This is a genomic window from Acidocella sp. MX-AZ03 (assembly GCF_027626035.1).
Lineage (GTDB): Bacteria > Pseudomonadota > Alphaproteobacteria > Acetobacterales > Acetobacteraceae > Acidocella > Acidocella facilis.
Genome location: NZ_CP110774.1, coordinates 3,286,564 through 3,311,031 on the forward strand (window position 1 = coordinate 3,286,564; position 24,468 = coordinate 3,311,031).

Here is a 24,468-nt window from a genome sequence, read left to right on the forward strand (position 1 = left end):
GGTTCAAGTGATTGAAGTTTCTTGCCGGTTTCTGGACTTTTTTCGTCCAGCGGACAGACTCGTCCCTTATATTGCCACCATTTTTGGAATGCGTACCAGATTATAGGCGATCAGGTTGAGCATGAAGGTGCCGGCGACCCGCGCAACGCCGCGCAGCTTGGTCTTGCGCATCGTGCCGTGCTGCTTGCCCCAGCCGAATATGCACTCGATCATCGCCCGGCGGGTCTGCGACATCGCATAACCGGGATGGCGCGTGGTGCGTCCGTCAATCGCGCTGCGGCGGTGCCTGCCGGTTTTGGTCTCACCGTTGTTTTGTGTGACATGCGGTGTCACGCCGGCGTCGCGCAGATTGGCGACATGATCGGCGGTATCGTAAGCCTTGTCTTCGCCTACGGTGATCCGCCCGGCGGCCGACTTGGCTTTGGCTTTCAACATCGCTTCCGAGGCTTCACGCTCAGCCGTGCCTGTGGCCTGGGTCACTCGGCCACCCACCGCCAAGCCGTGCCGGTTGTCCATCAGCGCGTGCCCCATATACGAAAGCTTTGCCTCCCGCCCAGCGGCCTTGCGGTACAGCCGGCTTTCCGGGTCGGTGGTGCTGGCATGGGTATCGTTCTTACGCTTCTGACCGTGGAAATCCGAACCATCATCGTCGCTGCCATCCTTCGGCCGGAAGCTCTTCTGCGACGCCCACGCCTCGATCAGCGTGCCGTCCACCGAGAAATGCTCATCCGATAGTAGCGGCGTCACCCGCGGGTGGTTCAGCAGCCGGCTCATGAATTTCTGGAATATATCGCCGTTCTGCAGGCGCTCGCGGTTCTTGCTAAACGTGGTCGGGTTCCAGACCGGATCATCCGGGGATAAGCCCACAAACCAGCGGTACAGGAGATTATAATCCAGTTGCTCCATCAACTGCCGTTCCGAGCGAATCCCGTACAGCACCTGGATCAGCAGCGCGCTCAGCAATTGTTCAGGCGGCACCGAGGGCCGGCCTTCCCTGGAATACAGCCAGGCAAAGCTGCGGCTCATCTCATGCAGAACATCCCGCACCAAAGCACGGATCGCTCGCAACGGATGGGTCGCCGGAACCCGTGTTTCTGGTGAAACATACGAAAACATCCCGCCCTGATCTCGAAAAGAACCCCGCACCCCACGCCTCACAAAACCTGCCAGCCAAAGTGAATCACATCATAATCCCGGCCGCCAGGAGTTTTTCAGCAAACTGCTAAAAGCGAGACCATCGGGAAACGAGGTCCAAGCTTTATTGAACCAGCTTCGAGGCGCGCGCGGAATCGACGCCAGTCTTTTGAACAAGCAAGTCTGCTCAATGGTGAGCTGAGCACGAACGAAACCGAGACCGTACCGATTTCAACGACGACCATTCCTGCATGGAGGCCGCCTCAATGACGAAACCCACTGCTGATCAGGCAGAGGCCAGCCCCACCAAACGGTTCTTCGTGTCGATGCTCACGCGCGACATCAACCTCGCCGATGCGATCCTCGACCTTCTCGACAACTGCCTCGATGGTGCGCTCCGGCTCGCGGACGGCGGCAATGTCGATTACGCACAGCATTTCGTGAAGATCGAACTCGCTGCCGATCACTTCTCGATCGAAGACAATTGCGGCGGTATCCCGCGCGACGTCGCCAAGAACTACGCCTTCAAGATGGGCCGCGAGCCCGATGACGACCGTGACTCCGAGACCGAGACTATCGGCATGTATGGCGTCGGCATGAAGCGTGCCATCTTCAAGATGGGGCGCGAGGCGCTGGTGCGGACCCGCTACGGCGACGACACCTTCGAGGTGCCGATCACTTCGGCTTGGCTCGACGCCAAGGGATGGGAGCCTCTCCCCATCAACGAACCGACCGAGGCCGACGAAAAGCTCGCCGAACCCGGCACCGTGATCCGCGTGCATGAATTGTATGAGGGCGTTTCCCGGCACTTCGCCAACGAGTCGTTCGAGAACGAGGTCCGCACCGCCATCTCCGAACACTTCACCATGTTCCTCCAATGGGGTCTCAAGGTCGATCTCAACGGCAAACCCGTGGAGCCGGTGCTCGTCGAGGTGCTGGTGTCGGAGCGCGATGACGGCCCGGTGTTGATTTCCGCTGAGATCTGACCCTGGAAGGCCGGATTTTTCCACTGAGATTTGACCCATGTTTGACTGTTTCCCCGTCTGGAACTGGCGGGGGCGAACGGAGTGTTGGACATGGCATTTTTGAGCATTATCCGCCGGTGGCATAAGCGTGAGCATGTGCCGATCCGGGAGATTTCCCGGCGGCTTGGGGTGTCGCGGAACACGATCCGCAAATATCTTCGATCTGATCTGGTGGAACCGAGATTTCAGGTGCCGGATCGGCCGAGCAAGCTGGACCCGTACGCGGAGAAGCTGGCGGCATGGCTGCGACGTGAGGCGAGCCGGCCGCGCAAGCAGCGGCGGACGGTGAAGCAGCTGTACGGCGACCTTGTCAGCCTTGGCTATGACGGTTCCTACAACCGTGTATCGGCCTTTGCCCGGGCCTGGAAGGAGGAGTGCCAGCGTCTGCAGCAGACCGCCGGGCGTGGCACTTTCGTGCCGTTGGCGTTTGCGCCAGGCGAAGCGTTCCAGTTCGATTGGAGCGAGGATTTCGCGGTCATCGGGGGTGTCCGCCTGAAGCTGCAGGTGGCGCATACCAAGCTGTCATACAGCCGCGCCTTCATCATCCGAGCCTATCTGCTGCAGACACATGAGATGCTGTTTGACGCGCATACCCACGCCTTCCGGGCGCTTGGCGGTGTGCCGCGGCGCGGCATTTACGACAATATGAGCACTGCCGTGGACAAGGTCGGCCGCGGCAAGGAGCGCAGCGTCAATCTGCGTTTCCAGGCGATGACCAGCCATTATCTTTTTGAACCTGATTTCTGCAATCGTGCGGCAGGTTGGGAGAAGGGGCAGGTTGAGAAGAACGTCCAGGATGCCCGGCATCGGCTGTGGCAGTCCATGCCGCCCTTCGAGACCCTCGACGCCCTCAATGATTGGCTGGAGCAGCGCTGCCGGGAGCTGTGGGCGCAAACCGCGCATGGTGGCGAGCCGGGAACGATCGCCGATGTCTGGGCGAGCGAGGTCGAGAGCCTCATGCCGATGGGGCGGCCGTTCGATGGGTTCGTGGAACACACCAAGCGGGTCTCCTCGACCTGCCTGATCCATTTTGAGCGTAACCGCTACAGCGTACCGGCCTCTTTCGCCAACCGGCCGGTCAGCCTGCGGGTCTATCCCAACAGGCTGGTGGTGGCGGCGCAAGGGCAGATCATCTGCGAACATCCGCGCATCATCGACCGGACGCATAATGGCCCGGGGCGCACCATCTATGACTGGCGGCATTATCTGGCGGTGATCCAGCGCAAGCCGGGCGCCTTGCGTAACGGCGCGCCCTTCCTGGAATTGCCCGACGCCTTCAAACAGCTGCAACAGCCTCTTCTGCGCCGCCCCGGCGGTGACCGGGAGATGGTGGAGATCCTGGCCCTGGTGCTGCACCATGACGAGCAGGCGGTGCTGGCGGCGGTGGAACTGGCTCTGGAGGATGGCGTGCCGGCCAAGACGCATATCCTCAACCGGCTCCACCGGCTGATCGACGGCACACCCGCCACCCCGCCAGCGGTAACCGCGCCGCAGGCGCTGAGCTTGGCCAATGAGCCCAGGGCCGATGTCGAACGCTACGACAGCTTGCGCCAAACCAAGGAGACCCGCCATGCGTCATGATCCCGCCGCCGGCGCGCTTGTCATCATGCTGCGCAGCCTGAAGATGCACGGCATGGCACAAGCGGTCGACGAACTGGCGCAGCAGGGCGCGCCAGCCTTCGAGGCCGCCATCCCGGTGCTCTCTCAACTGCTGAAGGCCGAGACCGCCGAGCGCGAGGTCCGCTCCATGGCTTACCAGATCAAGGCGGCGCGCTTCCCGGCCTACCGCGACCTCGCCGGCTTCGACTTCGCCAGCAGCGAGGTCAATGAGGCCCTGGTCAGGCAGTTGCATCGCTGCGACTTCATCGAGCCCGCGGACAATGTTGTGCTCGTCGGCGGGCCGGGCACCGGCAAGACCCACATCGCCACCGCACTCGGCGTGCAGGCCGTCGAGCATCACAAAAAGCGTGTCCGCTTCTTCTCAACCGTCGAACTGGTCAACGCCCTGGAACAGGAAAAAGCCCAGGGGCGGAGCGGCCAGATCGCCGGCCGCCTGATCCATGCCGATCTCGTTATCCTCGATGAGCTCGGCTATCTGCCCTTCAGCGCCTCGGGCGGGGCCTTGCTGTTCCACCTGCTCAGCAGGCTCTACGAGCGTACCAGCGTCGTTATCACCACTAATCTGAGCTTCAGCGAATGGTCCGCCGTCTTCGGCGACGCCAAGATGACCACCGCCCTCCTCGATCGCCTCACCCACCACTGCCACATCCTCGAGACCGGCAATGACAGCTTCAGGTTCAAGCACAGCTCGGTGCAGAAAAACCAAAAACGAAAGGAGAAAAATCAGGCCTTGACCCCATCTTGAAACCCAAACCATAACCAAGAGGCGGGTCAATTCTCGGTGGAATTCCAGGGTCAGATCTCAGCGGAAATCAACAGACATTATCAGATATAGAGATCCAGGGTTGATTATCCTGCTTATTTTATCCACCCAAGGGAACTCCAGTCTGCAAGTTATTCTTGCTTCCTTACGGACCACAACACCTCCGCTCAGACGCTTTACCCGCCTTCCGCCTTTTCCGATGTGTTCGCCGTTGCACCACTGGCCTGCTCCGGCGCAGACAAGAGAAATTGCTCCGGCTTATGCGTGTCATGCATCGAAGCTAACCCTGTACGCGCCCATCGCTCGTAATCTATTGCCGCATGCCAGGCATCACTAGGTGCCGACACGGCTTCCAAAAGCGCTGTAACAACCGCAAGCGCTGTTGCGACCTTCTTCAATCGTCCGGCCTTTAGCGCGCCTTGGGCCACAACTTTTGTCGCCGTTGCTGTTACAATCATCTGTCGAGATAGACCTTCATGGCCAAAAAACTCAAAATATTTCAGAATGAACTCGACTCTTTGGTATCCTTCCAATAATGCCTGCTTTTCCCAGACTTTTAGATCACCACTCTCTGCAATCTCAGTCAGGGCCTCCCGGACAGACAATATCGCGGTTTCGCGTTCCTCATCTGATAGTCTCTTGAGCGGGATATAATTTCGCATAGCGAAACTGAACATGCGAAATGCAGTTGCATCCTCTGCTTTTATCGAATTGGCCAAGGCATCCTTCCATGCAGAACCAAGCTTTGGCAGACTTAAAACGTCAGAAAGCCGGTGAATTGCTGCCGTCACAAGGTCTTTTATGTCCTTCGTAATTTCCGGCCCCGTAAATTCGTTTACATGAATCGCTAGTTTTGCCAACCTGTTCCTGACTATCGCCAGAAGCTCCATAATTTCCGCCGACTCTGGTCGCAAATTGGTGCCGTTGGCCAAGGCCATCCAGACCGGCGGAGGGGAGTTGGGGTTATGATTCGGTGGCGCAAAGTTCCGAAGATGGTCGATCAGTTCAGCAATCTCCATAGCGGGATCTGTTATTGTGACGGACATATTTACCTTGTTCTAGTTTAAGATTAGCTGGGACTTTAGTGACGGACAGTATTTCTCTGAGCTTAGTCCCACTATTCCGAGGTCGGAAGGTAGGGGGCTCAATCATGGCAGAGTCCCGGACCGGGCTCTAGCGAACGTAGTGCGGGCAATGCCCGCCATCAGCGTGTTAACGTTTTTTTTGTAAAACAAACTCTGGAATGGACGGCGGGCGTTGTCCGCCCTTTCATCGCGTGTCCACTTTCGGTCACGCCGAAAATTGGCCGGAACAGCGACAATGGGCGCGTTCTTTCCGGCTAATATTTTAGACAACCTGAGCCGGCAGCGGACAGAGCTCTTTCAGCTAAAATATATGATAACAGCCATTGTCTTCCTAAGGTGTCGGAATGTCGAAGGCCAACACCGCCAGGTGAAGTTCACGCGACTCGTCGCCGTTCTGACGGAAAATATATCGGAACGATGTCTCCTCTGAAGGCGGTAGGGCACGCTTGAAGTTTTGGTGTTTCTCGGTGATCTCGCGGATTGTAGATAGGACCTCGGAAAAATTTTTGTTTCTATTAAAGATGATGACAGCAGCTTTGGTATCACGCCAAGTTAAGTAAGATAGCAGTTGGTCGATGGTCTCCATATAGCCTTTCTGGCCGTGCCAGAACTTGCATTCACCGATAAAGACGTTTTTCTCTCCAGACCGGATCAATATATCGGTCTTACCAGCCGCATTAAAGGTCTCTCCGGTTGCTGACTCATAATGGCCATTCAGATGCACCAGGATGTTGTCGCGAAGCGCTTCTTCGCCCAGCTTGGAGAAGGTTGAGGGATTGCGCTCGAATACAACGGCCACCTTCCCAATGATGTTAAGTATATGATCAAATTCAGCTGCATCAAGAGCAGGTTCGGGCTTAAACGTTTGCTTTGGTAACGGGGTGGAGCGAGGCTTATCTTTCGGCGGACTTCGGGAGCCGCATAAGTTAGCGCGTCGTCCGCACGACGCTTCATCGGCAAACCAATGCTTGCCACGACATTATTCTGAGCCATGAGTCGCTGTTTTCTATCCACTAAAGCCTGCCGCGCAAAAGAGGGCAGTCTCTGATTCCAGGCATCGAAATCTCGGCGTAACCATCCTAGCAGTTTGCTGAAAAACTCCTGGCGGCCGGGATTATGATGTGATTCACTTTGGCTGGCAGGTTTTGTGAGGCGTGGGGTGCGGGGTTCTTTTCGAGATCAGGGCGGGATGTTTTCGTATGTTTCACCAGAAACACGGGTTCCGGCGACCCATCCGTTGCGAGCGATCCGTGCTTTGGTGCGGGATGTTCTGCATGAGATGAGCCGCAGCTTTGCCTGGCTGTATTCCAGGGAAGGCCGGCCCTCGGTGCCGCCTGAACAATTGCTGAGCGCGCTGCTGATCCAGGTGCTGTACGGGATTCGCTCGGAACGGCAGTTGATGGAGCAACTGGATTATAATCTCCTGTACCGCTGGTTTGTGGGCTTATCCCCGGATGATCCGGTCTGGAACCCGACCACGTTTAGCAAGAACCGCGAGCGCCTGCAGAACGGCGATATATTCCAGAAATTCATGAGCCGGCTGCTGAACCACCCGCGGGTGACGCCGCTACTATCGGATGAGCATTTCTCGGTGGACGGCACGCTGATCGAGGCGTGGGCGTCGCAGAAGAGCTTCCGGCCGAAGGATGGCAGCGACGATGATGGTTCGGATTTCCACGGTCAGAAGCGTAAGAACGATACCCATGCCAGCACCACCGACCCGGAAAGCCGGCTGTACCGCAAGGCCGCTGGGCGGGAGGCAAAGCTTTCGTATATGGGGCACGCGCTGATGGACAACCGGCACGGCTTGGCGGTGGGTGGCCGAGTGACCCAGGCCACAGGCACGGCTGAGCGTGAAGCCTCGGAAGCGATGTTGAAAGCCAAAGCCAAGTCGGCCGCCGGGCGGATCACCGTAGGCGAAGACAAGGCTTACGATACCGCCGATCATGTCGCCAATCTGCGCGACGCCGGCGTGACACCGCATGTCACACAAAACAACGGTGAGACCAAAACCGGCAGGCACCGCCGCAGCGCGATTGACGGACGCACCACGCGCCATCCCGGTTATGCGATGTCGCAGACCCGCCGGGCGATGATCGAGTGCATATTCGGCTGGGGCAAGCAGCACGGCACGATGCGCAAGACCAAGCTGCGCGGCGTTGCGCGGGTCGCCGGCACCTTCATGCTCAACCTGATCGCCTATAATCTGGTACGCATTCCAAAAATGGTGGCAATATAAGGGACGAGTCTGTCCGCTGGACGAAAAAAGTCCAGAAACCGGCAAGAAACTTCAATCACTTGAACCAAAATCCAGGCCCCAAAGCTAAATCAGAAAAAATAAAACCAAGTTTCGGGGTTTTTCAGCAAACTGCTAGATGCTCGTCTATGGCAGTGATGAGCCGGTTTATCTCAGTCTTGATGCGTTCACCGTTAAGATCCACGTCTGCAAAATGGACGTAAACGTTACCATTCCTCACGGAAATTCGAGGCGGACTCATTGTAAACGTCGATGCTCGAACGTGAAAGAGATCAGGATCGCCGGAATGTGGGACAGCGATCACCACTTCATGACCGGGACTTGCTGCTTACCTCGCCCGCCAGGGTAGCCATAGTCAAAACGGTGACTGACGTCGATCTGAGTTTCGCCCTGTCGCTCGATATAAGCGTCATCGGCGTTCAACGCAGGAACATGAAGCGTATATTTTTCGATCAAGTAGGCGAGCAAGTCATCTTCTGGAGTGGCAAGCACCTGGTTAGCCGGAAATTTCTTGACTTCCTGTCGAACGAGGTCTTCATAGCCGTGGATCATAGCGAAGCTATCGCCTTGATCTCCCATTAAGAAAATGTCGCTACTCCCTTGCATCCTCATAATAAAACTCTCCCTGAGACGCGTGCGTTGCCCATAAATCGTCGGCTACACTGTTTACGTGAATAGACCAAAATAAGGCGCAAGCGGAAGGTCTACTGCTTGCCGCTATAAGACGTTCGCTCGTAACCGTTCCGCGTCGCTTACTTAGCCGGGCGACGCGAATGGCTGCATTCGAGAAGACGTTTGGTCTCAGGGAACGACGATAATGGGCGCGTTCTTTCCGTCGAATATTTTGGACGATTGGGGTCGAGAACTGCCCGGCGGCTTTGAAGTAACCAGGCTTCACTAGCGGACATTCGTTCGTAACCGATGTGAGCCCCCACGGGCTATGCTGTGATCTACCGTGAGGCTTCGGCGACGCGCTGTGGCATCCAGAATTCTCTGATTGCGGGGATAACGAGCGGGATGTCGTGGTAGGCGGTTTTGAGGTAGTCTTTTGTATTGATGCCGTTTGGCGGTGGGTTGATTGGCGCGCCGATCTGGTCGGCACAATAGAGCATGATCGGTAACATGAGGCCGCATTCGATACCGCGTGCCTCGCGCAGCGGCGCCCAGGCGCTCCATCGCAGCTTCATGGCATGGGCAAATCCCAGGCACCATGGTCCGGCGAATACGACGCCGGCGTCGGTGCGTTGGAAGATTGGTGCGTATGTTTGTGGCGCGGTCGAGAGGGTTTCGCTGATGGCGTTATGCCTGGCGACGATCGCCATAATGGCCTTGAGTGTTTTGCTATGCGCGGTGGCGATATTGCCCTTGGGTCCAAGCAGATCAAAGAACCATTCATCTGGGGAGATCGAGGAGGGACCAACGACAATGGCGGCGAGATAGCCGTCGAGCATCGAGACGCCATCGATGACGCGGTTCTGTTTCTCCAGCCAGGCGTCGAGCATTTCCATATCCATCGCACTGTCAGCCTGCGCGGTTCGGGTGCCAGCCTGCCTCATGCCGCAATGGCCTTTTGGGTCTGCGCCGCCTTCCAGTTCCACGGCAATAATTCGCCCAACGCATTTGCCTTCGTCGTGCCCGAGACCATCCGCTCCAGCACATCGGTGAGATAGGTCTGCGGATCGAGATCGTGCAATTTTGCCGTGTTGATGAGAGAGGCCAATATCGCCCAGCTCTCACCGCCGCCGGCGCTGCCGGCGAAGAGAGAATTTTTTCTGCCCAAGGCAATGGGCCTGATGCTGCGCTCAACGATGTTGCTGTCCACCTCCACCCGGCCATCGTTCAGGAACACGCACAGCCCGGCCCAATGACCCAGCGTGTAGCGGATCGCCTTGGCCAGCGTGGATTTGGCCGAAGTTTCCGCCAGCCTGTCGAGCAGCCAAGGCTTGAACGTCTCGAACAGCGGCAGGGTTTCCGCCTGGCGCACGGCCACGCGTGCTTCGGGGCTGGTGCCGCGGATACGCTTCTCGATGCGGTAGATTTCAGCAATGCGCAGCAACGCTTCGGCGGCGACCGGACAATCCGTTGCCTTATGCACCTCAAAAAACTTTCGCCGTGCATGTGCCAGGCAAAAAGCCAGCGTCACAGGGCCGCCGGCACGGCCGCGCCGGGTCAACCGATTATATCCGGCATAGCCGTCAACCTGCAGCACGCAAGCTTTGCCCGCGAGATGTTCCTCGACATGCTGACCTTTGCGATCCTCTGCATATAAATACACCACCGCCGGCGGCAGTGCTCCGCCCCAGGGGCGGTCATCGATCGCATAGGCCCAGATCCTTGCGATGCGCGTTCGTTTGCGGGTGCGATCCTGAACCGGCAAGGGCGTGTCATCGCAGAATAGTTTTGGCGCGCTCAAAACGATGGCGCTCAGCAATTCATGCAATGGCTTGCACCACCAAGCCAGCCGGGCGACCCAATGCACCAAAGTCGAGCGGTCGAGCATGATCCCCTGGCCGGCCAGCATCTGCGCCTGCCGGTTCAGCGGCATGTGCCAGGCGAATTTCATCACCGCCACATGCACGAGCAGCGCCGGGGTCGGCAGCCCGCCATCGACCGGTCGCGGCGGCGCCTTGGCCTGCACCACTGCCCCTTCACAAGAGCGGCAGCCATAGCGCGGCCGGTGAATGCGTTTTACGCGTAACACTGCCGGAACCACGTCGAGCATTTCGCTGACATCCTCGCCGATCACATGCAGCTTGCCCTGACAGCAAGGGCAAGCCTTGCGCTCCGGCTCGATCGTGATGTCCACCCGCGGCAGATGCACCGGCAGCCCGCCAATATTGCGCGCCGCCTTTCGCTGCGGCGGCCGGTTTGCGTTCGCCGGCGTTGGCGGTTTGGCGAGTTCCACCGGCGTGCCGGAAAGGTCATCCAAAGCGAGCGGTAACTGGGCCTCGGGCTCAACTTGTTTCTCGGATCGTGCACCAAACAAGGCCCGCTTCAAAGCCGCCACAACGGCCCGGAGGTTCTCGTTCTCCGCCCGCAGGGCTGTATTCAATGCCAGCAGATGCGCTGGATCATGCGGGGAATGTTGGTCATCCGACATGCACGCAAGCTACCAAACAGGCCCGCTGTGCCGCCAGCAAATTACAGCAATTTCTGCGAATTTTCCGCCGGGATCGAGGGCCTCACCAGCGCCGGAGAGCGTGCTGCAATCTGCGTCCAATCCATGCCAGCAAACAGCAGGCGTATCTGCGCGGGGCTCAGTGTGACGGCCCCGTCCTGCACCGGCGGCCAGGTAAATCCGCCTGCCTCCAATCGTTTGGTCACCAGGCAAAGCCCCGTGCCATCCCAAAGCAGCAGTTTAAGCCGGTCCGCGCGCTTGGCCCGGAACACGAAGACATCGCCCGCAAATGGATCGGCCGCCAAAACTTGCGCCACCAGGGCAACAAGACCATCCATGCCTTTACGAAAGTCGACCGGCTTGGACGCCACCATCACCCTTAACCCCGGCCGGGCCGGAATGCCCAGGATCATCGGGCTGGCCCGATCAGACCAAGCACCTGCCGCAAAACAGCCTGGTCAACCGCGCCTTCCACCCGGATCCGGGTACGCCCGATCTCTATCTCAATCGATCCCACGGCTTGATCCCGGGCCGAGGGCGGTCCAGCCGGTTCAGCCATAGGGCAACCAGCCACATCATCCACAATGCGCAACGGAACAAAATCCCCCGCCATCGCCAAATCATTCATCGCCTGGCGACGCCATGTCCAAAGTAAGCCCCGGCTCACCCCATAACGGCGCGCAACCTGCGTAACCACGGCACCAGGCGCAGCACTCGCGGCAAGAATCTCCGCCTTCTCCTCCCGCGTCCAATCCCGCCGCCGACGCCGCCCGGTGATCAGCTCAACACGATGGTAGCCATTGTCCTCATGACTGTGCTGATGTCTGGCTTTAGGACCGTCATTATCCACAATATCGCCCCACACAAATTCAGGGGCATACTGTCCAGTAAATCAAACCGCGCCGCGAGGTGGCGGACTCGCATCGGTTACATTCGTTCGGATCAGCTGAGAAGAACTGGAATGACGCCAAAATTATGGGCAGGACACCGTTTGGCACGTTTCGGTCATATGTTCTTGCTCGGATCGCCGCTCATCCTGTCGACATGGCGCATGCAAACCCTCCCCGCCGGCATCAATCCCCTCCTCGGCAACAACCAAAGAGGCGAACTTAAACTCAGCCAGCGAGGATGACCTCACCCCCGTCTACCCGGGCGAGAATATCCCGGAATCGGGGGCGAAGATTTGTCGGAACTTCCCGGGTCACTTCTCAGTGGAAATCAACAGTCAGGCTTCCAAAAGTCTTGTCAAATAGGAGCTGGCGAGACTTATGTTTTCGTTACGTTGGTTTTCACCAGATCACGAACGAGCGTGAAATCCGGCGCTTCTGGTCCCAGCCCAGGGTTAGGGGCTGCTAAGGGTGGTTTTTGTGCCACGTAAGGACGCCAGTTTTCAAATAGTGGGAGCTGCAAATGGTCTGATTGTCGTCTGAAGCGGCGCAGATCGGGATGTGGTGGAAAAACCTCTTTTAACCTGTTGGCGTGCATCAAAGCCAACCTCAGAGGGTGAATGCCTTTTGGCACAGTCAGCGGAGGAATAATTTGACCGGATCGAATTCCCTTAGCGACTTCTTCCAGATCAGCGACAAGTTGCGTTTCATCTGGTGTCAGCGGATCTCCAAAGAGATGAATATCAGCCACCAGATCGTCGATCTGCGACGCGATAACCGGGAAATGCCGAGGCTTAAGCAAGCCGGGGCCTTGCAGGATACGCTTTAGCTCCCCAAGGCTTTGGCGATCTCCTTGGTATCGTCCACTTCGCAGGAACCGACGACGTAGCAGAGTGTGCCGATCCAGCTCTTATGAACGGGAACAGGCAAGCGCTGCGCGTCGACCTCCTGTTTGAGCCAGCGGAGCTGATAGACCACACGGCCATGGGCAGTGTCATTCGAGGCGGGGTAATCCTTGAAGGCGTCGAGCAGGAAGGCGATGCGGTCCATCGCATCTGCATATTCTTCTTCGATGCCAGGGCCGATGATCTCAAGGGTGATGGGGATCATGGAAATGTTCCTCTATTTACCAAAGCTGACCGCTGACGGCGGCAATGAAACTTGAGAGCCGCCGCCAGTCATGAGCAGCTTTCCTTCATCCACGCCACCCGCTCCATTATCGAGATTGAACAATTCCGAGGCGGAATTGATCTGTGACGTGACGCCTGTTGTTGGTGCCGTGACCTGCCCTTGGAATACTGTTTGGGCCATATTGTAGCATGGCAAAGCCAGATATTGCTTGACCCCGGCTGCGTTTGTCACGTTCAAATTTTCATCAACATATCCTTGATTGATCAACTGGTTCATGCCGTTCTGATCCAGAATATAGGGACTAGGTGTATCAGGATTGTAGCCAAGATTCTGGAGTTTGTAGATGTTATCGCCTACAGAATAGTCTTTGGTGCCAAAGTTGGAACCGCTATTCAAAACTTGGTCGATCTTGTCGTCATCCCATGCTGGGTTTCCACTTGAATCGAGCTGGTCTTGTAATTGTTCTTTCGCAAGTTCCTGATCAGCGGTCGGGTTGTTCTGGTCATAAATGCTGTCCGGTGTAAATTGATTATTGACACGTGGATAGGTAACGCCATCACTCCCTCTGTTGTAGCGTTGCATGATATCGTCGGTCGAGCCGCGCGCCGGTTTATTCGACGGCTCGGTCTTGGTGGGTTTCTTTGGCTTTTTCCCGCTATCGACCTTAACCTTTTCAACAAGCTTAGCCAGGAACAGCACCCCAAGCGTAATCAAAGCATCCGCTGCTTTTTGTGCTGCATGGTCGATATCAGGCTGGCTCTGCGCCCTTCCGGCCTGGATCACCGCCTTGGTAAACTCATACCCAGCCACCAGCCCGGCCCAACCATACATGGCATAGGCCAAGGCGGCGATGATCGCATCGGCCACCGCGTCCGCGATGGGAATTGCTTGGATGGCTAATCCTGCCGCCAGAAATTCAACCATAATGGCGAGGTTCTGCGGCGTGAGAAAGGCATTGAACTGTTCCCTCGCCGCCGGCCCCAGATGGCCCGGTATGGCCTCGAACATCGCTTCGATCTTGTGCTTGGCGGTCCATTGCGCAACGGGCAGCGTTGCCGGAGGCGAGGAGAGAGAAGCCGCCGGGGCCGAGATTGCCCCGCCTAGCATCCACTCATCCTGAAGCCAGAATGCCGCGAGCGCGGTGCTTTGCACCTCGCCCCGTAGCCAGTCCAGTATTTGTTGGTCAGTCAGGCGGTTGGCGCCACCGCCCAGCAAGCTGTTGTAGAAATCCTTAATTTGAGCGGCGATATGCCAATCTAGTTGAATGAGTTTTTCGAGTTCATAAGCTCCCGCGCCACGGCTAGGATGCCATTCCCAATAGATTTGAAACCTTCGCATGTCGAAGGACTCATGGTTTTGCGGGAGAATCAGCAACGTCCCGGTGTGCAACCGGATCGTCAGAAACGGATGCGGCGGGAAATGGTTGAGAGCTTTTCTTCTCTGATCTTGCCCGGCATATGCGCTCATGACGAAAACGTACCATGAGCGCAACCCATTGCTCAATCCATAACAACCCTGGATTACATCAAAGTCGTATAACTTGTAAATTGTCGATCGGCTGCGGCGAGCTGCAACCCATTGTTTTTCCTTTGATTCGTTTGTCGTGCGGTTTTGCTGCAGAAGCCGTCTGACACACGACAAAATTAGCGACACTTACGTGCTGCTTTTGGGAGGCCGGCTTCTTTCGGGGATAGGACCCAGCCCCGCGAATGATCAACCTGGGCGCGTTCTTTCTGTCTAATATTTTGGACGGGCTGAGCCGGATGCGGTGCACGAAAGAAAGCTGCCGTTGGCGGTCGATGGTCTCATCGGCAGACGACCCTATATGGCTATTTAGCACTGCCAGCACTAAAACTATGAGCAGACATTCTCTGTGGGGAGTTGGTCATTGCAAATATCTTTCGCTCTGGAAAACGCACCAGATGAAGAAACCCGCTTTGCTTTAGATAACGGCTTAGACGACTTCAATGCAGAACGCGTAGGTTTAGATAATGCCGATGATCTCTGGGTAGTGGCGCGCAGTGCCGAAAATGCGGTTTTGGGTGGTCTAAAAGCTAAAACAGTTTTGGTGCGCCAGGTCGGCTCAGCGCCCAATTAAGCCATTGATGATCGGAAAACCCACACCAGAAAGCGGACGTCGCCAATGGGGTACAGACAATCCGGTCCATCAGTCACGAGGCCGCAACTACCCAAACAGACTATAGTGCACAAAGGGAATGCAAAGCGGTTGGGGCGGACAATACTTTGCTAGAGGCTTCAGCTTCTTCGTGTGATTGTGAAGCGCACAAGAGCCCGGAGGATTTCCGCACGATCTCCGAAGCTCTCCAAATGACTGATCGCCTTTCCCGAAAAGTGTTTGGCTTCGGCTTTCGCTTGTTCGAGGCCCAAAATGCTAACTGTAGTGGCTTTACCCTGCGCAGCATCCTTACCAGCAGTCTTACCCAAGGTGGCAGTATCCGAATTCACATCAAGTATATCATCATAGATCCGGAATGCAGTGCCCAGATCGCGACCATAATTGGCAATAGCGAGCCTTTGCGAAGCATTGGCGCGACCGAGAATGGCCCCAGCCTCGGCGGCATACTGGATGAGACGGCCGGTCTTGAGTGCTTGGAGACGCATGATTTCCGAGACGGAGAGCGCTTTACCCTCGGATTCGATGTCGATCATCTGCCCGCCAACCATGCCGCACATGCCCGACGCCGCAGCCAGAGCCAGCACCAACTCGCAGCGCACATCAGTATCGGCATCAGTATCTGCTTCAACTAACACCTCAAACGCCCGTGTCAGCAGCGCGTTACCAGCTAGAATAGCTGTGGCTTCATCAAACTTCTTGTGGCAACTGGGCTGCCCGCGGCGCAGATCATCATCGTCCATAGCGGGTAGATCGTCATGCACCAGCGAGTAAGCGTGCAACATTTCCACCGAAGCCGCTACGCGCGCTGCGCAAATCCGGTCGGCGGAGAACAAGTTGGCGACCTCCACCACCAGCAGCGCGCGTATCCGTTTGCCGCCATTCAGGACCGCGTATCGCATGGCCTCGACCAGTCTGGCTTCCACACTTTCCGGCACGGGCAACAGAGCGTCGAGCTGGCCCTCCACGACGTGAGAAATACCCGCCAGTGCTTCCGCCAAAACATCCGATTCAGCTATAGGGGCAAGCGCCATATTCATCCTCTTTCTCGGTATGAGTGTTGATTTCCGCTGAGATCTGACCCTGGAATTCCACCGAGAATTGACCTGCCTCTTGGTTATGGTTTGGGTTTCAAGATGGGGTCAAGGCCTGATTTTTCTCCTTTCGTTTTTGGTTTTTCTGCACCGAGCTGTGCTTGAACCTGAAGCTGTCATTGCCGGTCTCGAGGATGTGGCAGTGGTGGGTGAGGCGATCGAGGAGGGCGGTGGTCATCTTGGCGTCGCCGAAGACGGCGGACCATTCGCTGAAGCTCAGATTAGTGGTGATAACGACGCTGGTACGCTCGTAGAGCCTGCTGAGCAGGTGGAACAGCAAGGCCCCGCCCGAGGCGCTGAAGGGCAGATAGCCGAGCTCATCGAGGATAACGAGATCGGCATGGATCAGGCGGCCGGCGATCTGGCCGCTCCGCCCCTGGGCTTTTTCCTGTTCCAGGGCGTTGACCAGTTCGACGGTTGAGAAGAGGCGGACACGCTTTTTGTGATGCTCGACGGCCTGCACGCCGAGTGCGGTGGCGATGTGGGTCTTGCCGGTGCCCGGCCCGCCGACGAGCACAACATTGTCCGCGGGCTCGATGAAGTCGCAGCGATGCAACTGCCTGACCAGGGCCTCGTTGACCTCGCTGCTGGCGAAGTCGAAGCCGGCGAGGTCGCGGTAGGCCGGGAAGCGCGCCGCCTTGAGCTGGTAAGCCATGGAGCGGACCTCGCGCTCGGCGGTCTCGGCCTTCAGCAGTTGAGAGAGCACCGGGATGGCGGCCTCGAAGGCTGGCGCGCCCTGCTGCGCCAGTTCGTCGACCGCTTGTGCCATGCCGTGCATCTTCAGGCTGCGCAGCATGATGACAAGCGCGCCGGCGGCGGGATCATGACGCATGGCGGGTCTCCTTGGGTTGGCGCAAGCTGTCGTAGCGTTCGACATCGGCCCTGGGCTCATTGGCCAAGCTCAGCGCCTGCGGCGCGGTTACCGCTGGCGGGGTGGCGGGTGTGCCGTCGATCAGCCGGTGGAGCCGGTTGAGGATATGCGTCTTGGCCGGCACGCCATCCTCCAGAGCCAGTTCCACCGCCGCCAGCACCGCCTGCTCATCATGGTGCAGCACCAGGGCCAGGATCTCCACCATCTCCCGGTCACCGCCGGGGCGGCGCAGAAGAGGCTGTTGCAGCTGTTTGAAGGCGTCGGGCAATTCCAGGAAGGGCGCGCCGTTACGCAAGGCGCCCGGCTTGCGCTGGATCACCGCCAGATAATGCCGCCAGTCATAGATGGTGCGCCCCGGGCCATTATGCGTCCGGTCGATGATGCGCGGATGTTCGCAGATGATCTGCCCTTGCGCCGCCACCACCAGCCTGTTGGGATAGACCCGCAGGCTGACCGGCCGGTTGGCGAAAGAGGCCGGTACGCTGTAGCGGTTACGCTCAAAATGGATCAGGCAGGTCGAGGAGACCCGCTTGGTGTGTTCCACGAACCCATCGAACGGCCGCCCCATCGGCATGAGGCTCTCGACCTCGCTCGCCCAGACATCGGCAATACTCCCCGGCTCGCCACCATGCGCGGTTTGCGCCCACAACTCCCGGCAGCGCTGCTCCAGCCAATCATTGAGGGCGTCGAGGGTCTCGAAGGGCGGCATGGACTGCCACAGCCGGTGGCGGGCATCCTGGACGTTCTTCTCAACCTGCCCCTTCTCCCAACCTGCCGCACGATTGCAGAAATCAGGTTCAAAAAGATAATGGCTGGTCATCGCCTGGAAACGCAGATTGACGCTGCGCTCCTTGCCGCGGCCGACCTTGTCCACGGCAGTGCTCATATTGTCGTAAATGCCGCGCCGCGGCACACCGCCAAGCGCCCGGAAGGCGTGGGTATGCGCGTCAAACAGCATCTCATGTGTCTGCAGCAGATAGGCTCGGATGATGAAGGCGCGGCTGTATGACAGCTTGGTATGCGCCACCTGCAGCTTCAGGCGGACACCCCCGATGACCGCGAAATCCTCGCTCCAATCGAACTGGAACGCTTCGCCTGGCGCAAACGCCAACGGCACGAAAGTGCCACGCCCGGCGGTCTGCTGCAGACGCTGGCACTCCTCCTTCCAGGCCCGGGCAAAGGCCGATACACGGTTGTAGGAACCGTCATAGCCAAGGCTGACAAGGTCGCCGTACAGCTGCTTCACCGTCCGCCGCTGCTTGCGCGGCCGGCTCGCCTCACGTCGCAGCCATGCCGCCAGCTTCTCCGCGTACGGGTCCAGCTTGCTCGGCCGATCCGGCACCTGAAATCTCGGTTCCACCAGATCAGATCGAAGATATTTGCGGATCGTGTTCCGCGACACCCCAAGCCGCCGGGAAATCTCCCGGATCGGCACATGCTCACGCTTATGCCACCGGCGGATAATGCTCAAAAATGCCATGTCCAACACTCCGTTCGCCCCCGCCAGTTCCAGACGGGGAAACAGTCAAACATGGGTCAAATCTCAATGGAAAAATCCGGCCTTCCAGGGTCAGATCTCAGCGGAAATCAACAGTCTGGGAGAAATTGAGCGCACCGCCTGCTTCCTCTGCGGCAACTCTTACCTAAACGTGGCCTTTGAGAGCCTCAAGTCTGCCCATCTTTTTCGACGACAACAAACCCGACGGGTTTCTCAGTCTCGACCGTGAACCAGAACGTACCGATCTTCCTTTGGTTTTTGAAGGAAAGGCTGAATAGTCTAGCCTCACCGGGCATTTCGTTTAAGCTTTTTACAAAATCCGCGCACCCATAAAGATCTTTGTTCTTTTTTATGGAATTAGCCAGCCGGGAAGTCCACGTACCGATTATATCGGAACGCTTTACAGTTCGCTCGCGCGACAACTTCCCTCCAATTGGCGGGTTGTAAGGCTCCGTCTCTGGAGAGCGAAGAAATTCCTCCGCCACTCCAAAATCCTTGGACCGCGGAAGGGTTCGAATACCGTTCAAGATGTCTTGTTTTGTCAAACTCATGGCCCTATCACCGTTGCTCCAGACCTGGCCCCCTGTAATAATATCTCGTTTTCGCCGAAAGCATCCGGCGACCATACCCATGACCAAGTTGCACCTGGGGGCGGCGCACCAGTCGGTAGTTGAAGAACGACACCACCGTCTCCCGCGCGCGATGCAGCAAGACCGGGATCAGTTGTCCATGAGGTATATGGACTTTGTGCCTGTACGAAGGGATCATCGCCAAACATATTGTGCTCTTCGGGTGTAATCGTCCCATTCACGTCCCCAGGAACAATATCCCCATTCGAATAGCTTTCAAAGTTTGGATGATCAGAGCTTACACCTCGGTAGAGAAAGCTTCCTCCGTCGGCTGCATCCTCTGCGGCAAATAATCACCGCTAGTTGACGAGCTTTGCTGCTCGTTGCCTGCACAGTTCTATAATTGCGGCAACATCGATACCTTTTTCTGACACTTCATGGCCAATATGGTCCCTAGCCACAACCTCATAAACTCCAGCAGAGACTTCATCTATCTCGAAGGTCCAATTAGGAAGATCGGGGTATGTTTTTCTAGTCATGGCGTAATCTCCGAAAGGTATCCTTGGTCAAGCAGGTCTCCCTGTCCGTCGTCGAATGCTTTGAGACAGTTGGCTGCCTGATTTAAGAGATGGTTTGGCTCACCTTCTGGGTTAAAGTTTAAGCTGCTATTTGATTATGCCGCAAGCGCCTGGCCTGGATGGTTTGGCGTTTTATTTGTTGGCGCTGCTGTAGGATTTCCGCTGCCCGTCCATGATAGACGTCGGCCGGCGTAACGTTGCCCAGGCTCTCATGGTATCTGCAGTTATTGTAATGCTCGATGAAGGCGGCGATCTGGCGTTCGAGGTCGCCGGGCAGGTTATAGTTTTCGAGCAGGATGCGATTTTTCAAAGTCTGATGCCAGCGCTCAATTTTACCTTGAGTTTGTGGATGGCAAGGTGCACCACGAATATGTTCGATATTTCGCCGTCCCAGCCATTTAGCAAGGTCGCCTGCGATATAACAAGGCCCGTTATCTGAGAGCAGGCGCGGCTTGTGCTGGACCTTGGCTGAGGCATAGCCTGAGGCTTCGAGAGCGAGGTTTAACGTATCGGTAACATCCTCGGCCTGCATGGTGGTACACAGCTTCCAGGCGATGACGTAACAGGAATAATCGTCGAGGATGGTTGAGAGATACATCCACCCCCAGCCGATGACTTTCAAATATGTAAAGTCTGTCTGCCAAAGTTGGTTGGGGCAGTGGTTTTGACTTTGAATTCATCAGCCGCTTTAACGATGATGAAGGCCGGCGAGTTAATCAGATCATGCGCCTTGAGCAGGCGATAGACGGATGCCTCGGAGACAAAATAGCTGTTGGTGTCGGTAAACGTCACGGCCAGTTCGCGAGGGCTCAGCGTTGGCCGTTCCAGGGCCAATTCGACGATCTGCTTGCGCGTGTCATCGTCAATGCGGTTCCACACGCGGTCTGGTTTTGAGGGGCGGTCGTGCAATGCCTCGGGGCCACCGGCGCGATAAAGCTCATACCAGCGATAAAATGTCGGACGGGGAATGCCGAGATGGTCCAGCGTCTGGCGCACCGGCAGATGCGATTGCTCGACGAGGCGGATGATCTCCAGCTTCTCAGGAGCGCGATACCTCATTCTTGGCAGCCCCCAGCCCCGATCATGCTTTTTTTGAGCAGGCGCAGCTCAAGGGCCTGCTCAGCCACCACCTCTTTGAGGGCCTGAGCCTCGTGGCGCAGCGCCTTCACCTCGCCCGAACTGGCTTCCCGCGCCGTGTCCCCCGCCAGACGGCGCTTGCCGGCTTCGAGAAAGTCTTTCGACCAGGAATAATACATGCTCTCGGCAATACCCTCACGCCGACACAGCTCGGCAATGCTGTACTCGCCGCGCAGGCCCTCCAATACGATGCGGATCTTGTCCTCCGCCGAATAATGCCGCCGTGTCGCCCGGCGGATGTCGCGCACAACCGCCTCGGCGGAAGGCTTGGAAGTCGAGGATTTCTGGCTCATCTACGCTCCTTCGTCGTTACGATGAGCCAGAAATCCTCCCTTATTCAAGATGCCAGTTCTGTCTCATGGGCGCTGACGGGGGACATATAGGAATAGGCCCAAGATGGGTCGGAATGTTCGGAGCCAGCAAAGGAGATACTTTTGGATGAGAAAGACCCGGAACGAGGGACGATTCTGATATTTCCTTCTCGTTTCTGCAGCCAACTACATGTCTATCAGGTGCTCTAAAAAAGTGATTCTTTAATTTGGCGGGAACAACGCGAGCTAAACAAATCTCATCGGGGCAATAATACCTAAGAGAAGGCTGTCGGTGAGCAAACACGGCTGAAGTCTTCCCATCCAACTCCCAACACAGAGCTGCCGTCATCAACTCATCGTTCATTCTCACCGTGTCCTGATACAGATGCTGTTCACTGACCTAATCACTCCGCAACCCCCAGCAAGTTTGGGTCCTCGACCATATATAGGCCGAGAACGGCGAGCCACTCAGCCCAGCGCTCCCCTGAAGTCAGGAACGAGCCAGGACCGTCGCCTGCGGGTATGTATTGGTATTCTCCTTGTACAAGATTAAAAGTGCGGACAAAGCCGTCGCTTGCCAGCCCGGTGGAAGCTGGCGCACCAATTCCTCGATCAGCCTCCGCGCCGTCATCGGCCCGGGCGAGATGGTGACCTTCGTGTCCAGCAGGTCCGCATGCGGGACCCGCGACCGCGCCTGCGTCTCGAAGCGAAACGTATACGGCAGAAGGGTCTTCAACTTCGCGACGACCGCCGCCGCCGTGTGCTGGCCGGAGAAGTCCTCGCCCAGCTCGCAATCGATGTCGATCGGGAATTCCTGGTCGAATTCGCCGGGCTTGGAGTAGTCGCGGTTCCGCCCCGGGTCATTGGCGCCGAACCCGCTTCCGTTCCACTTGGTGCCCTTCACGCCGCCATAATGCTTGATGAGCTGGGTCTCCAGGTCCATGGCCGTGAAGACGAAGATGCGGATCGCCTTGAATGTCACCCGCGCCGGATCAAGCCCCTTGCGATGGTGAATCTTGCGGGAGTGCCTGGCCAGGCGCTGATGCAGCCCTGATTCCGCGTCTGTCTTGCCGATGTAGACCAGCTCACCATCGAGGAATAGTTGGTAGACGCCTTGGACCTCGGGCACCGCCCGGAGGCTTTCCGCGCTGAGCGGCGCGGCACCCATGCCATCCAGCGCCCGCACCAAATGGTCCAGCAAGGCGCCCGGCAGATCGAACTCGAAATCCTTGTATCCCGGCGCCACGGGCGCGACTTCCTCGAACGGGCTCACGCGCGCGCCCTCAGCAGGCTGGCGACGTTCTCGCCGATCACCTTCGCCATGAGCACCGGCACGGCGTTGCCGATCTGGCGCATGCTCTCGGTCCAAGAGCCGTGGAAGACGAAATCGTCGGGGAATGTCTGAAGCCGCGCGCTCTCGCGCACGGTGAAGTAGCGCACCGTGCCGTCCGACCGCGCCAGCATGTTCTCGCCGCCGGGCACGCCATGCACCCCGGCCTTCAAGGTCTTGGCCGGCTCGTCGTATGGGCTGCCGGTGTGGCCGGCATAGGACCGCGCGCCGGCCTGGAAATTGTGATTGGGCACCTTGCCCGCCGCCTTCCGGTTCTCCGGGTCGGGAAGATCGGCGATCGCGTCGCGCACCGTGCGCCAGGCGGCGGTGGCGGGCTTCTCCTTGAGGGCCTTGGCGCGCGGCGTCAGGCGATCGGACAAAACCCTCTCCCGGCGCGCCACCTGGTGCCTGTCCCAATAATCGCCGTGCAGCTGGTCCCAGAGCAGCGCCTCCAGGGAATGCGTCTGGTCCGGAAAGCTCCACGAGACATGGAGATCATCCCTGAACCCGACGAAGACGACACGCTCGCGCTTCTGCGGCACCCCGTGGTTGGCAGCGTTCAAGACGCGTGTCACCACCTGATAGTGCAGACCGCTTCTGCGCCCGCGCGTGTGGTGCTTCTCCAGGCGGGCGAGATGATCCGCCCAATCCTCATTCGCCTTAGCCTTCAGCTCCGGATGCTCCAACTGCAGGCGGATGTACTCGAAATAATTCCTGAAGGCGGCGCGCGTCAGGCCCTTCACGTTCTCGAACACGAAGGCCTTGGGGCGCGCCTCGCGCACGGCGCGGATCGCCTCGGGAAACATGTCGCGCAAGTCCCCGTGCGCCTTGTGCTTTCCCCCCAGGGAGAAGGGTTGGCAGGGCGGACCGCCCGAGACCAGATCGACCTTGCCCTCAAGCTCCGTGAAGAGCACGTCGCGCACGTCCCCCTCGACCAGCGGCCAATCGCGCACCAAGCCCTGACCGCGGGCCTGGTTCTCGCGCAGGGTGTCGCAGGCGTTGTTGTCCCATTCGATGACGCGCTCCGGGTGGAAGCCCGCCTCGTGAAGACCCATGCCTAGGCCGCCGGCACCGGCGAAAAGCTCAATCGACCTCATGCCTCCAGAAACTCCCTGATTCTCGCCTCCAAGGAGGCTTTTGATTTCGTCTGGCACTCCCAGATTGTGAGCACCTTCCAGCCCTTGCCCTCAAGCTCCCCCACCACCCGCAGGTCTCTGGCGCGGTTGCCCTCCAGCTTCGGCAGCCAAAAATCCGCGCGCGAGCGCGGAAGCCGGGCGAGCTTGCAATCCGGGTCATCATGCCGGTGCCAGAAGCAGCCGTGCACGAAGATGATCTTGCGGCGCGGGCGGAAGACCAGATCGGGATGGCCGAGCAGATCAGCGGCGTGCAGGCGGTACCTGTAGCCCATGCCGTGAACGAGGCGCCGGACCAGCAACTCCGGCAGAGTGTCCTTGTTGCGCACCAACGCCATCCGCGCGCTTCGCTCGGCGGGCGTCAGCGTGTCCGGAGATGATTTTTGGGCCCCCATCATAACAGGTTCGGCTGTTGCTGCGGCGGCTGCTTAGGCCGGAAGGCGGAAACGCGGAGATCGGCCGCGCGCGACCGCGTGAGGGCGATGTCGTGCTGGGTCTGCATCATCAGCAGACGGTCCAGCGGGGTGCCGAACGCTTTCTCGAAGCGCAGCGCCATGTCCGGCGTCAGGGATGCGCGGCCGTTCAGCACCGCCGAAAGGGCCTGGCGGGTCACGCCGAGCACATCGGCGGCCTCGCCGACCGTGAGGCCGTGGCGGTCCACAACCTCGACGCGCAAGAATTGACCTGGATGCACCGCCGCGTTCATGCCAAAGCTCCTAGCACCCGCCCTCGACTTTACGTCAAGTGGAAAGCGACACTTTCCACCTGCATATCATACGCCAGATCGGCACCG

24 protein-coding genes and 1 pseudogene are annotated in these 24,468 nt (G+C 58.1%); 5 read left to right on the forward strand and 20 right to left on the reverse strand.

Features of this window, described 5'->3' with window-relative positions:
• Positions 1–66 precede the first annotated feature (66 nt).
• The gene (locus GT370_RS18160; RefSeq protein WP_083878918.1) at positions 67–1,146 is read right to left on the reverse strand and encodes an IS5 family transposase; all 1,080 of its coding nucleotides are present in this window, start codon (positions 1,144–1,146) and stop codon (positions 67–69) included.
• Between the two features lie 254 nt (positions 1,147–1,400).
• On the opposite strand from GT370_RS18160, the gene GT370_RS18165 reads away from it, so the two are divergent.
• The 3 genes from GT370_RS18165 (at position 1,401) to istB (GT370_RS18175) (ending at position 4,524) form a co-directional block, all read left to right on the forward strand.
• Positions 1,401–2,120, forward strand: coding sequence for an ATP-binding protein (locus tag GT370_RS18165; protein WP_270183498.1), 720 nt, complete (start codon positions 1,401–1,403; stop codon positions 2,118–2,120).
• A gap of 90 nt (positions 2,121–2,210) precedes the next feature.
• Positions 2,211–3,740: an IS21 family transposase gene (gene istA, locus GT370_RS18170; protein ID WP_270183499.1), complete on the forward strand. Its 1,530-nt coding sequence runs from the start codon at positions 2,211–2,213 to the stop codon at positions 3,738–3,740.
• Positions 3,730–4,524 carry an IS21-like element helper ATPase IstB gene (istB, locus tag GT370_RS18175; RefSeq protein WP_270183500.1) on the forward strand — a complete coding sequence of 265 codons (795 nt, stop codon included), beginning with the start codon at positions 3,730–3,732 and terminating at the stop codon, positions 4,522–4,524. Before istA (GT370_RS18170) ends, istB (GT370_RS18175) begins: the two co-directional genes overlap by 11 nt.
• A gap of 194 nt (positions 4,525–4,718) precedes the next feature.
• Here istB (GT370_RS18175) and GT370_RS18180 read toward each other — a convergent pair whose 3' ends face one another.
• Together GT370_RS18180 and GT370_RS18185 are read right to left on the reverse strand one after the other, a co-directional pair.
• A complete protein-coding gene (locus tag GT370_RS18180) occupies positions 4,719–5,561 on the reverse strand; it encodes a hypothetical protein (protein WP_008495819.1) in 843 nt (280 codons plus the stop codon).
• Between the two features lie 397 nt (positions 5,562–5,958).
• Positions 5,959–6,426, reverse strand: coding sequence for a hypothetical protein (locus GT370_RS18185; RefSeq protein WP_270183501.1), 468 nt, complete (start codon positions 6,424–6,426; stop codon positions 5,959–5,961).
• Between the two features lie 360 nt (positions 6,427–6,786).
• Between GT370_RS18185 and GT370_RS18190 the strand changes: the two genes are divergently transcribed.
• On the forward strand, positions 6,787–7,866 hold the full coding sequence (locus GT370_RS18190) for an IS5 family transposase (RefSeq protein WP_083878918.1): 1,080 nt from the start codon (positions 6,787–6,789) through the stop codon (positions 7,864–7,866).
• A gap of 318 nt (positions 7,867–8,184) precedes the next feature.
• On the opposite strand, the gene GT370_RS18195 is transcribed toward GT370_RS18190, so the two are convergent.
• From GT370_RS18195 to GT370_RS18230, 8 genes are all read right to left on the reverse strand, one after another.
• Positions 8,185–8,436: a hypothetical protein gene (locus GT370_RS18195; RefSeq protein WP_270183502.1), complete on the reverse strand. Its 252-nt coding sequence runs from the start codon at positions 8,434–8,436 to the stop codon at positions 8,185–8,187.
• 398 nt (positions 8,437–8,834) lie between these two features.
• On the reverse strand, positions 8,835–9,482 hold the full coding sequence (locus GT370_RS18200; RefSeq protein WP_144052887.1) for a UPF0149 family protein: 648 nt from the start codon (positions 9,480–9,482) through the stop codon (positions 8,835–8,837).
• Complete coding sequence (gene tnpC / locus GT370_RS18205) at positions 9,437–10,984, reverse strand: IS66 family transposase (RefSeq protein ID WP_008495811.1); 1,548 nt, start codon at positions 10,982–10,984, stop codon at positions 9,437–9,439. Before tnpC ends, GT370_RS18200 begins: the two co-directional genes overlap by 46 nt.
• A 41-nt stretch (positions 10,985–11,025) precedes the next feature.
• Complete coding sequence (gene tnpB, locus GT370_RS18210) at positions 11,026–11,415, reverse strand: IS66 family insertion sequence element accessory protein TnpB (protein ID WP_144052888.1); 390 nt, start codon at positions 11,413–11,415, stop codon at positions 11,026–11,028.
• The gene (gene tnpA / locus GT370_RS18215; RefSeq protein WP_083878915.1) at positions 11,412–11,852 is read right to left on the reverse strand and encodes an IS66-like element accessory protein TnpA; all 441 of its coding nucleotides are present in this window, start codon (positions 11,850–11,852) and stop codon (positions 11,412–11,414) included. Before tnpA ends, tnpB begins: the two co-directional genes overlap by 4 nt.
• 416 nt (positions 11,853–12,268) lie before the next feature.
• Entirely contained in the window at positions 12,269–12,640 is a 372-nt protein-coding gene (locus GT370_RS18220) for a hypothetical protein (protein ID WP_270183503.1), read from the reverse strand.
• A gap of 74 nt (positions 12,641–12,714) precedes the next feature.
• The gene (locus GT370_RS18225; RefSeq protein WP_270183504.1) at positions 12,715–12,999 is read right to left on the reverse strand and encodes a hypothetical protein; all 285 of its coding nucleotides are present in this window, start codon (positions 12,997–12,999) and stop codon (positions 12,715–12,717) included.
• A gap of 12 nt (positions 13,000–13,011) precedes the next feature.
• Complete coding sequence (locus GT370_RS18230; protein ID WP_144052875.1) at positions 13,012–14,487, reverse strand: hypothetical protein; 1,476 nt, start codon at positions 14,485–14,487, stop codon at positions 13,012–13,014.
• A 421-nt stretch (positions 14,488–14,908) separates the two neighbouring features.
• Here GT370_RS18230 and GT370_RS18235 point away from each other — a divergent pair, with 421 nt between their 5' ends.
• The gene (locus GT370_RS18235) at positions 14,909–15,118 is read left to right on the forward strand and encodes a hypothetical protein (protein ID WP_144052876.1); all 210 of its coding nucleotides are present in this window, start codon (positions 14,909–14,911) and stop codon (positions 15,116–15,118) included.
• Between the two features lie 158 nt (positions 15,119–15,276).
• On the opposite strand, the gene GT370_RS18240 is transcribed toward GT370_RS18235, so the two are convergent.
• The 9 genes and pseudogenes from GT370_RS18240 to GT370_RS18280 form a co-directional block, all read right to left on the reverse strand.
• Positions 15,277–16,194, reverse strand: coding sequence for a polyprenyl synthetase family protein (locus GT370_RS18240; protein ID WP_442865460.1), 918 nt, complete (start codon positions 16,192–16,194; stop codon positions 15,277–15,279).
• 91 nt (positions 16,195–16,285) lie between these two features.
• Positions 16,286–17,080, reverse strand: a complete 795-nt coding sequence (gene istB / locus GT370_RS18245; protein WP_270183505.1) for an IS21-like element helper ATPase IstB — start codon at positions 17,078–17,080, stop codon at positions 16,286–16,288.
• Positions 17,070–18,599 (reverse strand): IS21 family transposase, encoded by a 1,530-nt coding sequence (gene istA / locus GT370_RS18250; protein WP_270183506.1) that lies wholly within the window; start codon positions 18,597–18,599, stop codon positions 17,070–17,072. Before istA (GT370_RS18250) ends, istB (GT370_RS18245) begins: the two co-directional genes overlap by 11 nt.
• 185 nt (positions 18,600–18,784) lie before the next feature.
• A complete protein-coding gene (locus GT370_RS18255) occupies positions 18,785–19,102 on the reverse strand; it encodes a hypothetical protein (protein ID WP_270183507.1) in 318 nt (105 codons plus the stop codon).
• Positions 19,103–19,843: 741 nt separating this feature from the next.
• Positions 19,844–21,194, reverse strand: a pseudogene (locus GT370_RS18260) (IS3 family transposase).
• A gap of 508 nt (positions 21,195–21,702) precedes the next feature.
• Positions 21,703–22,485, reverse strand: a complete 783-nt coding sequence (locus tag GT370_RS18265; protein ID WP_008495749.1) for a GIY-YIG nuclease family protein — start codon at positions 22,483–22,485, stop codon at positions 21,703–21,705.
• On the reverse strand, positions 22,482–23,639 hold the full coding sequence (locus GT370_RS18270; protein ID WP_008495751.1) for a DNA cytosine methyltransferase: 1,158 nt from the start codon (positions 23,637–23,639) through the stop codon (positions 22,482–22,484). The genes GT370_RS18265 and GT370_RS18270 overlap by 4 nt, the downstream gene beginning before the upstream one ends.
• Positions 23,636–24,073, reverse strand: coding sequence for a very short patch repair endonuclease (locus GT370_RS18275; protein WP_270183508.1), 438 nt, complete (start codon positions 24,071–24,073; stop codon positions 23,636–23,638). The genes GT370_RS18270 and GT370_RS18275 overlap by 4 nt, the downstream gene beginning before the upstream one ends.
• Positions 24,070–24,381: a HigA family addiction module antitoxin gene (locus GT370_RS18280; RefSeq protein WP_008495753.1), complete on the reverse strand. Its 312-nt coding sequence runs from the start codon at positions 24,379–24,381 to the stop codon at positions 24,070–24,072. Before GT370_RS18280 ends, GT370_RS18275 begins: the two co-directional genes overlap by 4 nt.
• Positions 24,382–24,468 lie beyond the last annotated feature (87 nt).

Coding starts and splice junctions, on each gene's coding strand:
- GT370_RS18230 (WP_144052875.1), bottom strand. CDS start 14,487: ATGAGCGCATATGCCGGGCAAGATCAGAGAAGAAAAGCTCTCAACCAT.
- GT370_RS18195 (WP_270183502.1), bottom strand. CDS start 8,436: ATGATCCACGGCTATGAAGACCTCGTTCGACAGGAAGTCAAGAAATTT.
- GT370_RS18240 (WP_442865460.1), bottom strand. CDS start 16,194: ATGAATATGGCGCTTGCCCCTATAGCTGAATCGGATGTTTTGGCGGAA.
- tnpC (WP_008495811.1), bottom strand. CDS start 10,984: ATGTCGGATGACCAACATTCCCCGCATGATCCAGCGCATCTGCTGGCA.
- GT370_RS18180 (WP_008495819.1), bottom strand. CDS start 5,561: ATGGAGATTGCTGAACTGATCGACCATCTTCGGAACTTTGCGCCACCG.
- GT370_RS18225 (WP_270183504.1), bottom strand. CDS start 12,999: ATGATCCCCATCACCCTTGAGATCATCGGCCCTGGCATCGAAGAAGAA.
- GT370_RS18275 (WP_270183508.1), bottom strand. CDS start 24,073: ATGATGGGGGCCCAAAAATCATCTCCGGACACGCTGACGCCCGCCGAG.
- GT370_RS18165 (WP_270183498.1), top strand. CDS start 1,401: ATGACGAAACCCACTGCTGATCAGGCAGAGGCCAGCCCCACCAAACGG.
- tnpB (WP_144052888.1), bottom strand. CDS start 11,415: ATGATCCTGGGCATTCCGGCCCGGCCGGGGTTAAGGGTGATGGTGGCG.
- istB (WP_270183500.1), top strand. CDS start 3,730: ATGCGTCATGATCCCGCCGCCGGCGCGCTTGTCATCATGCTGCGCAGC.
- istA (WP_270183506.1), bottom strand. CDS start 18,599: ATGGCATTTTTGAGCATTATCCGCCGGTGGCATAAGCGTGAGCATGTG.
- GT370_RS18270 (WP_008495751.1), bottom strand. CDS start 23,639: ATGAGGTCGATTGAGCTTTTCGCCGGTGCCGGCGGCCTAGGCATGGGT.
- istA (WP_270183499.1), top strand. CDS start 2,211: ATGGCATTTTTGAGCATTATCCGCCGGTGGCATAAGCGTGAGCATGTG.
- istB (WP_270183505.1), bottom strand. CDS start 17,080: ATGCGTCATGATCCCGCCGCCGGCGCGCTTGTCATCATGCTGCGCAGC.
- GT370_RS18280 (WP_008495753.1), bottom strand. CDS start 24,381: ATGAACGCGGCGGTGCATCCAGGTCAATTCTTGCGCGTCGAGGTTGTG.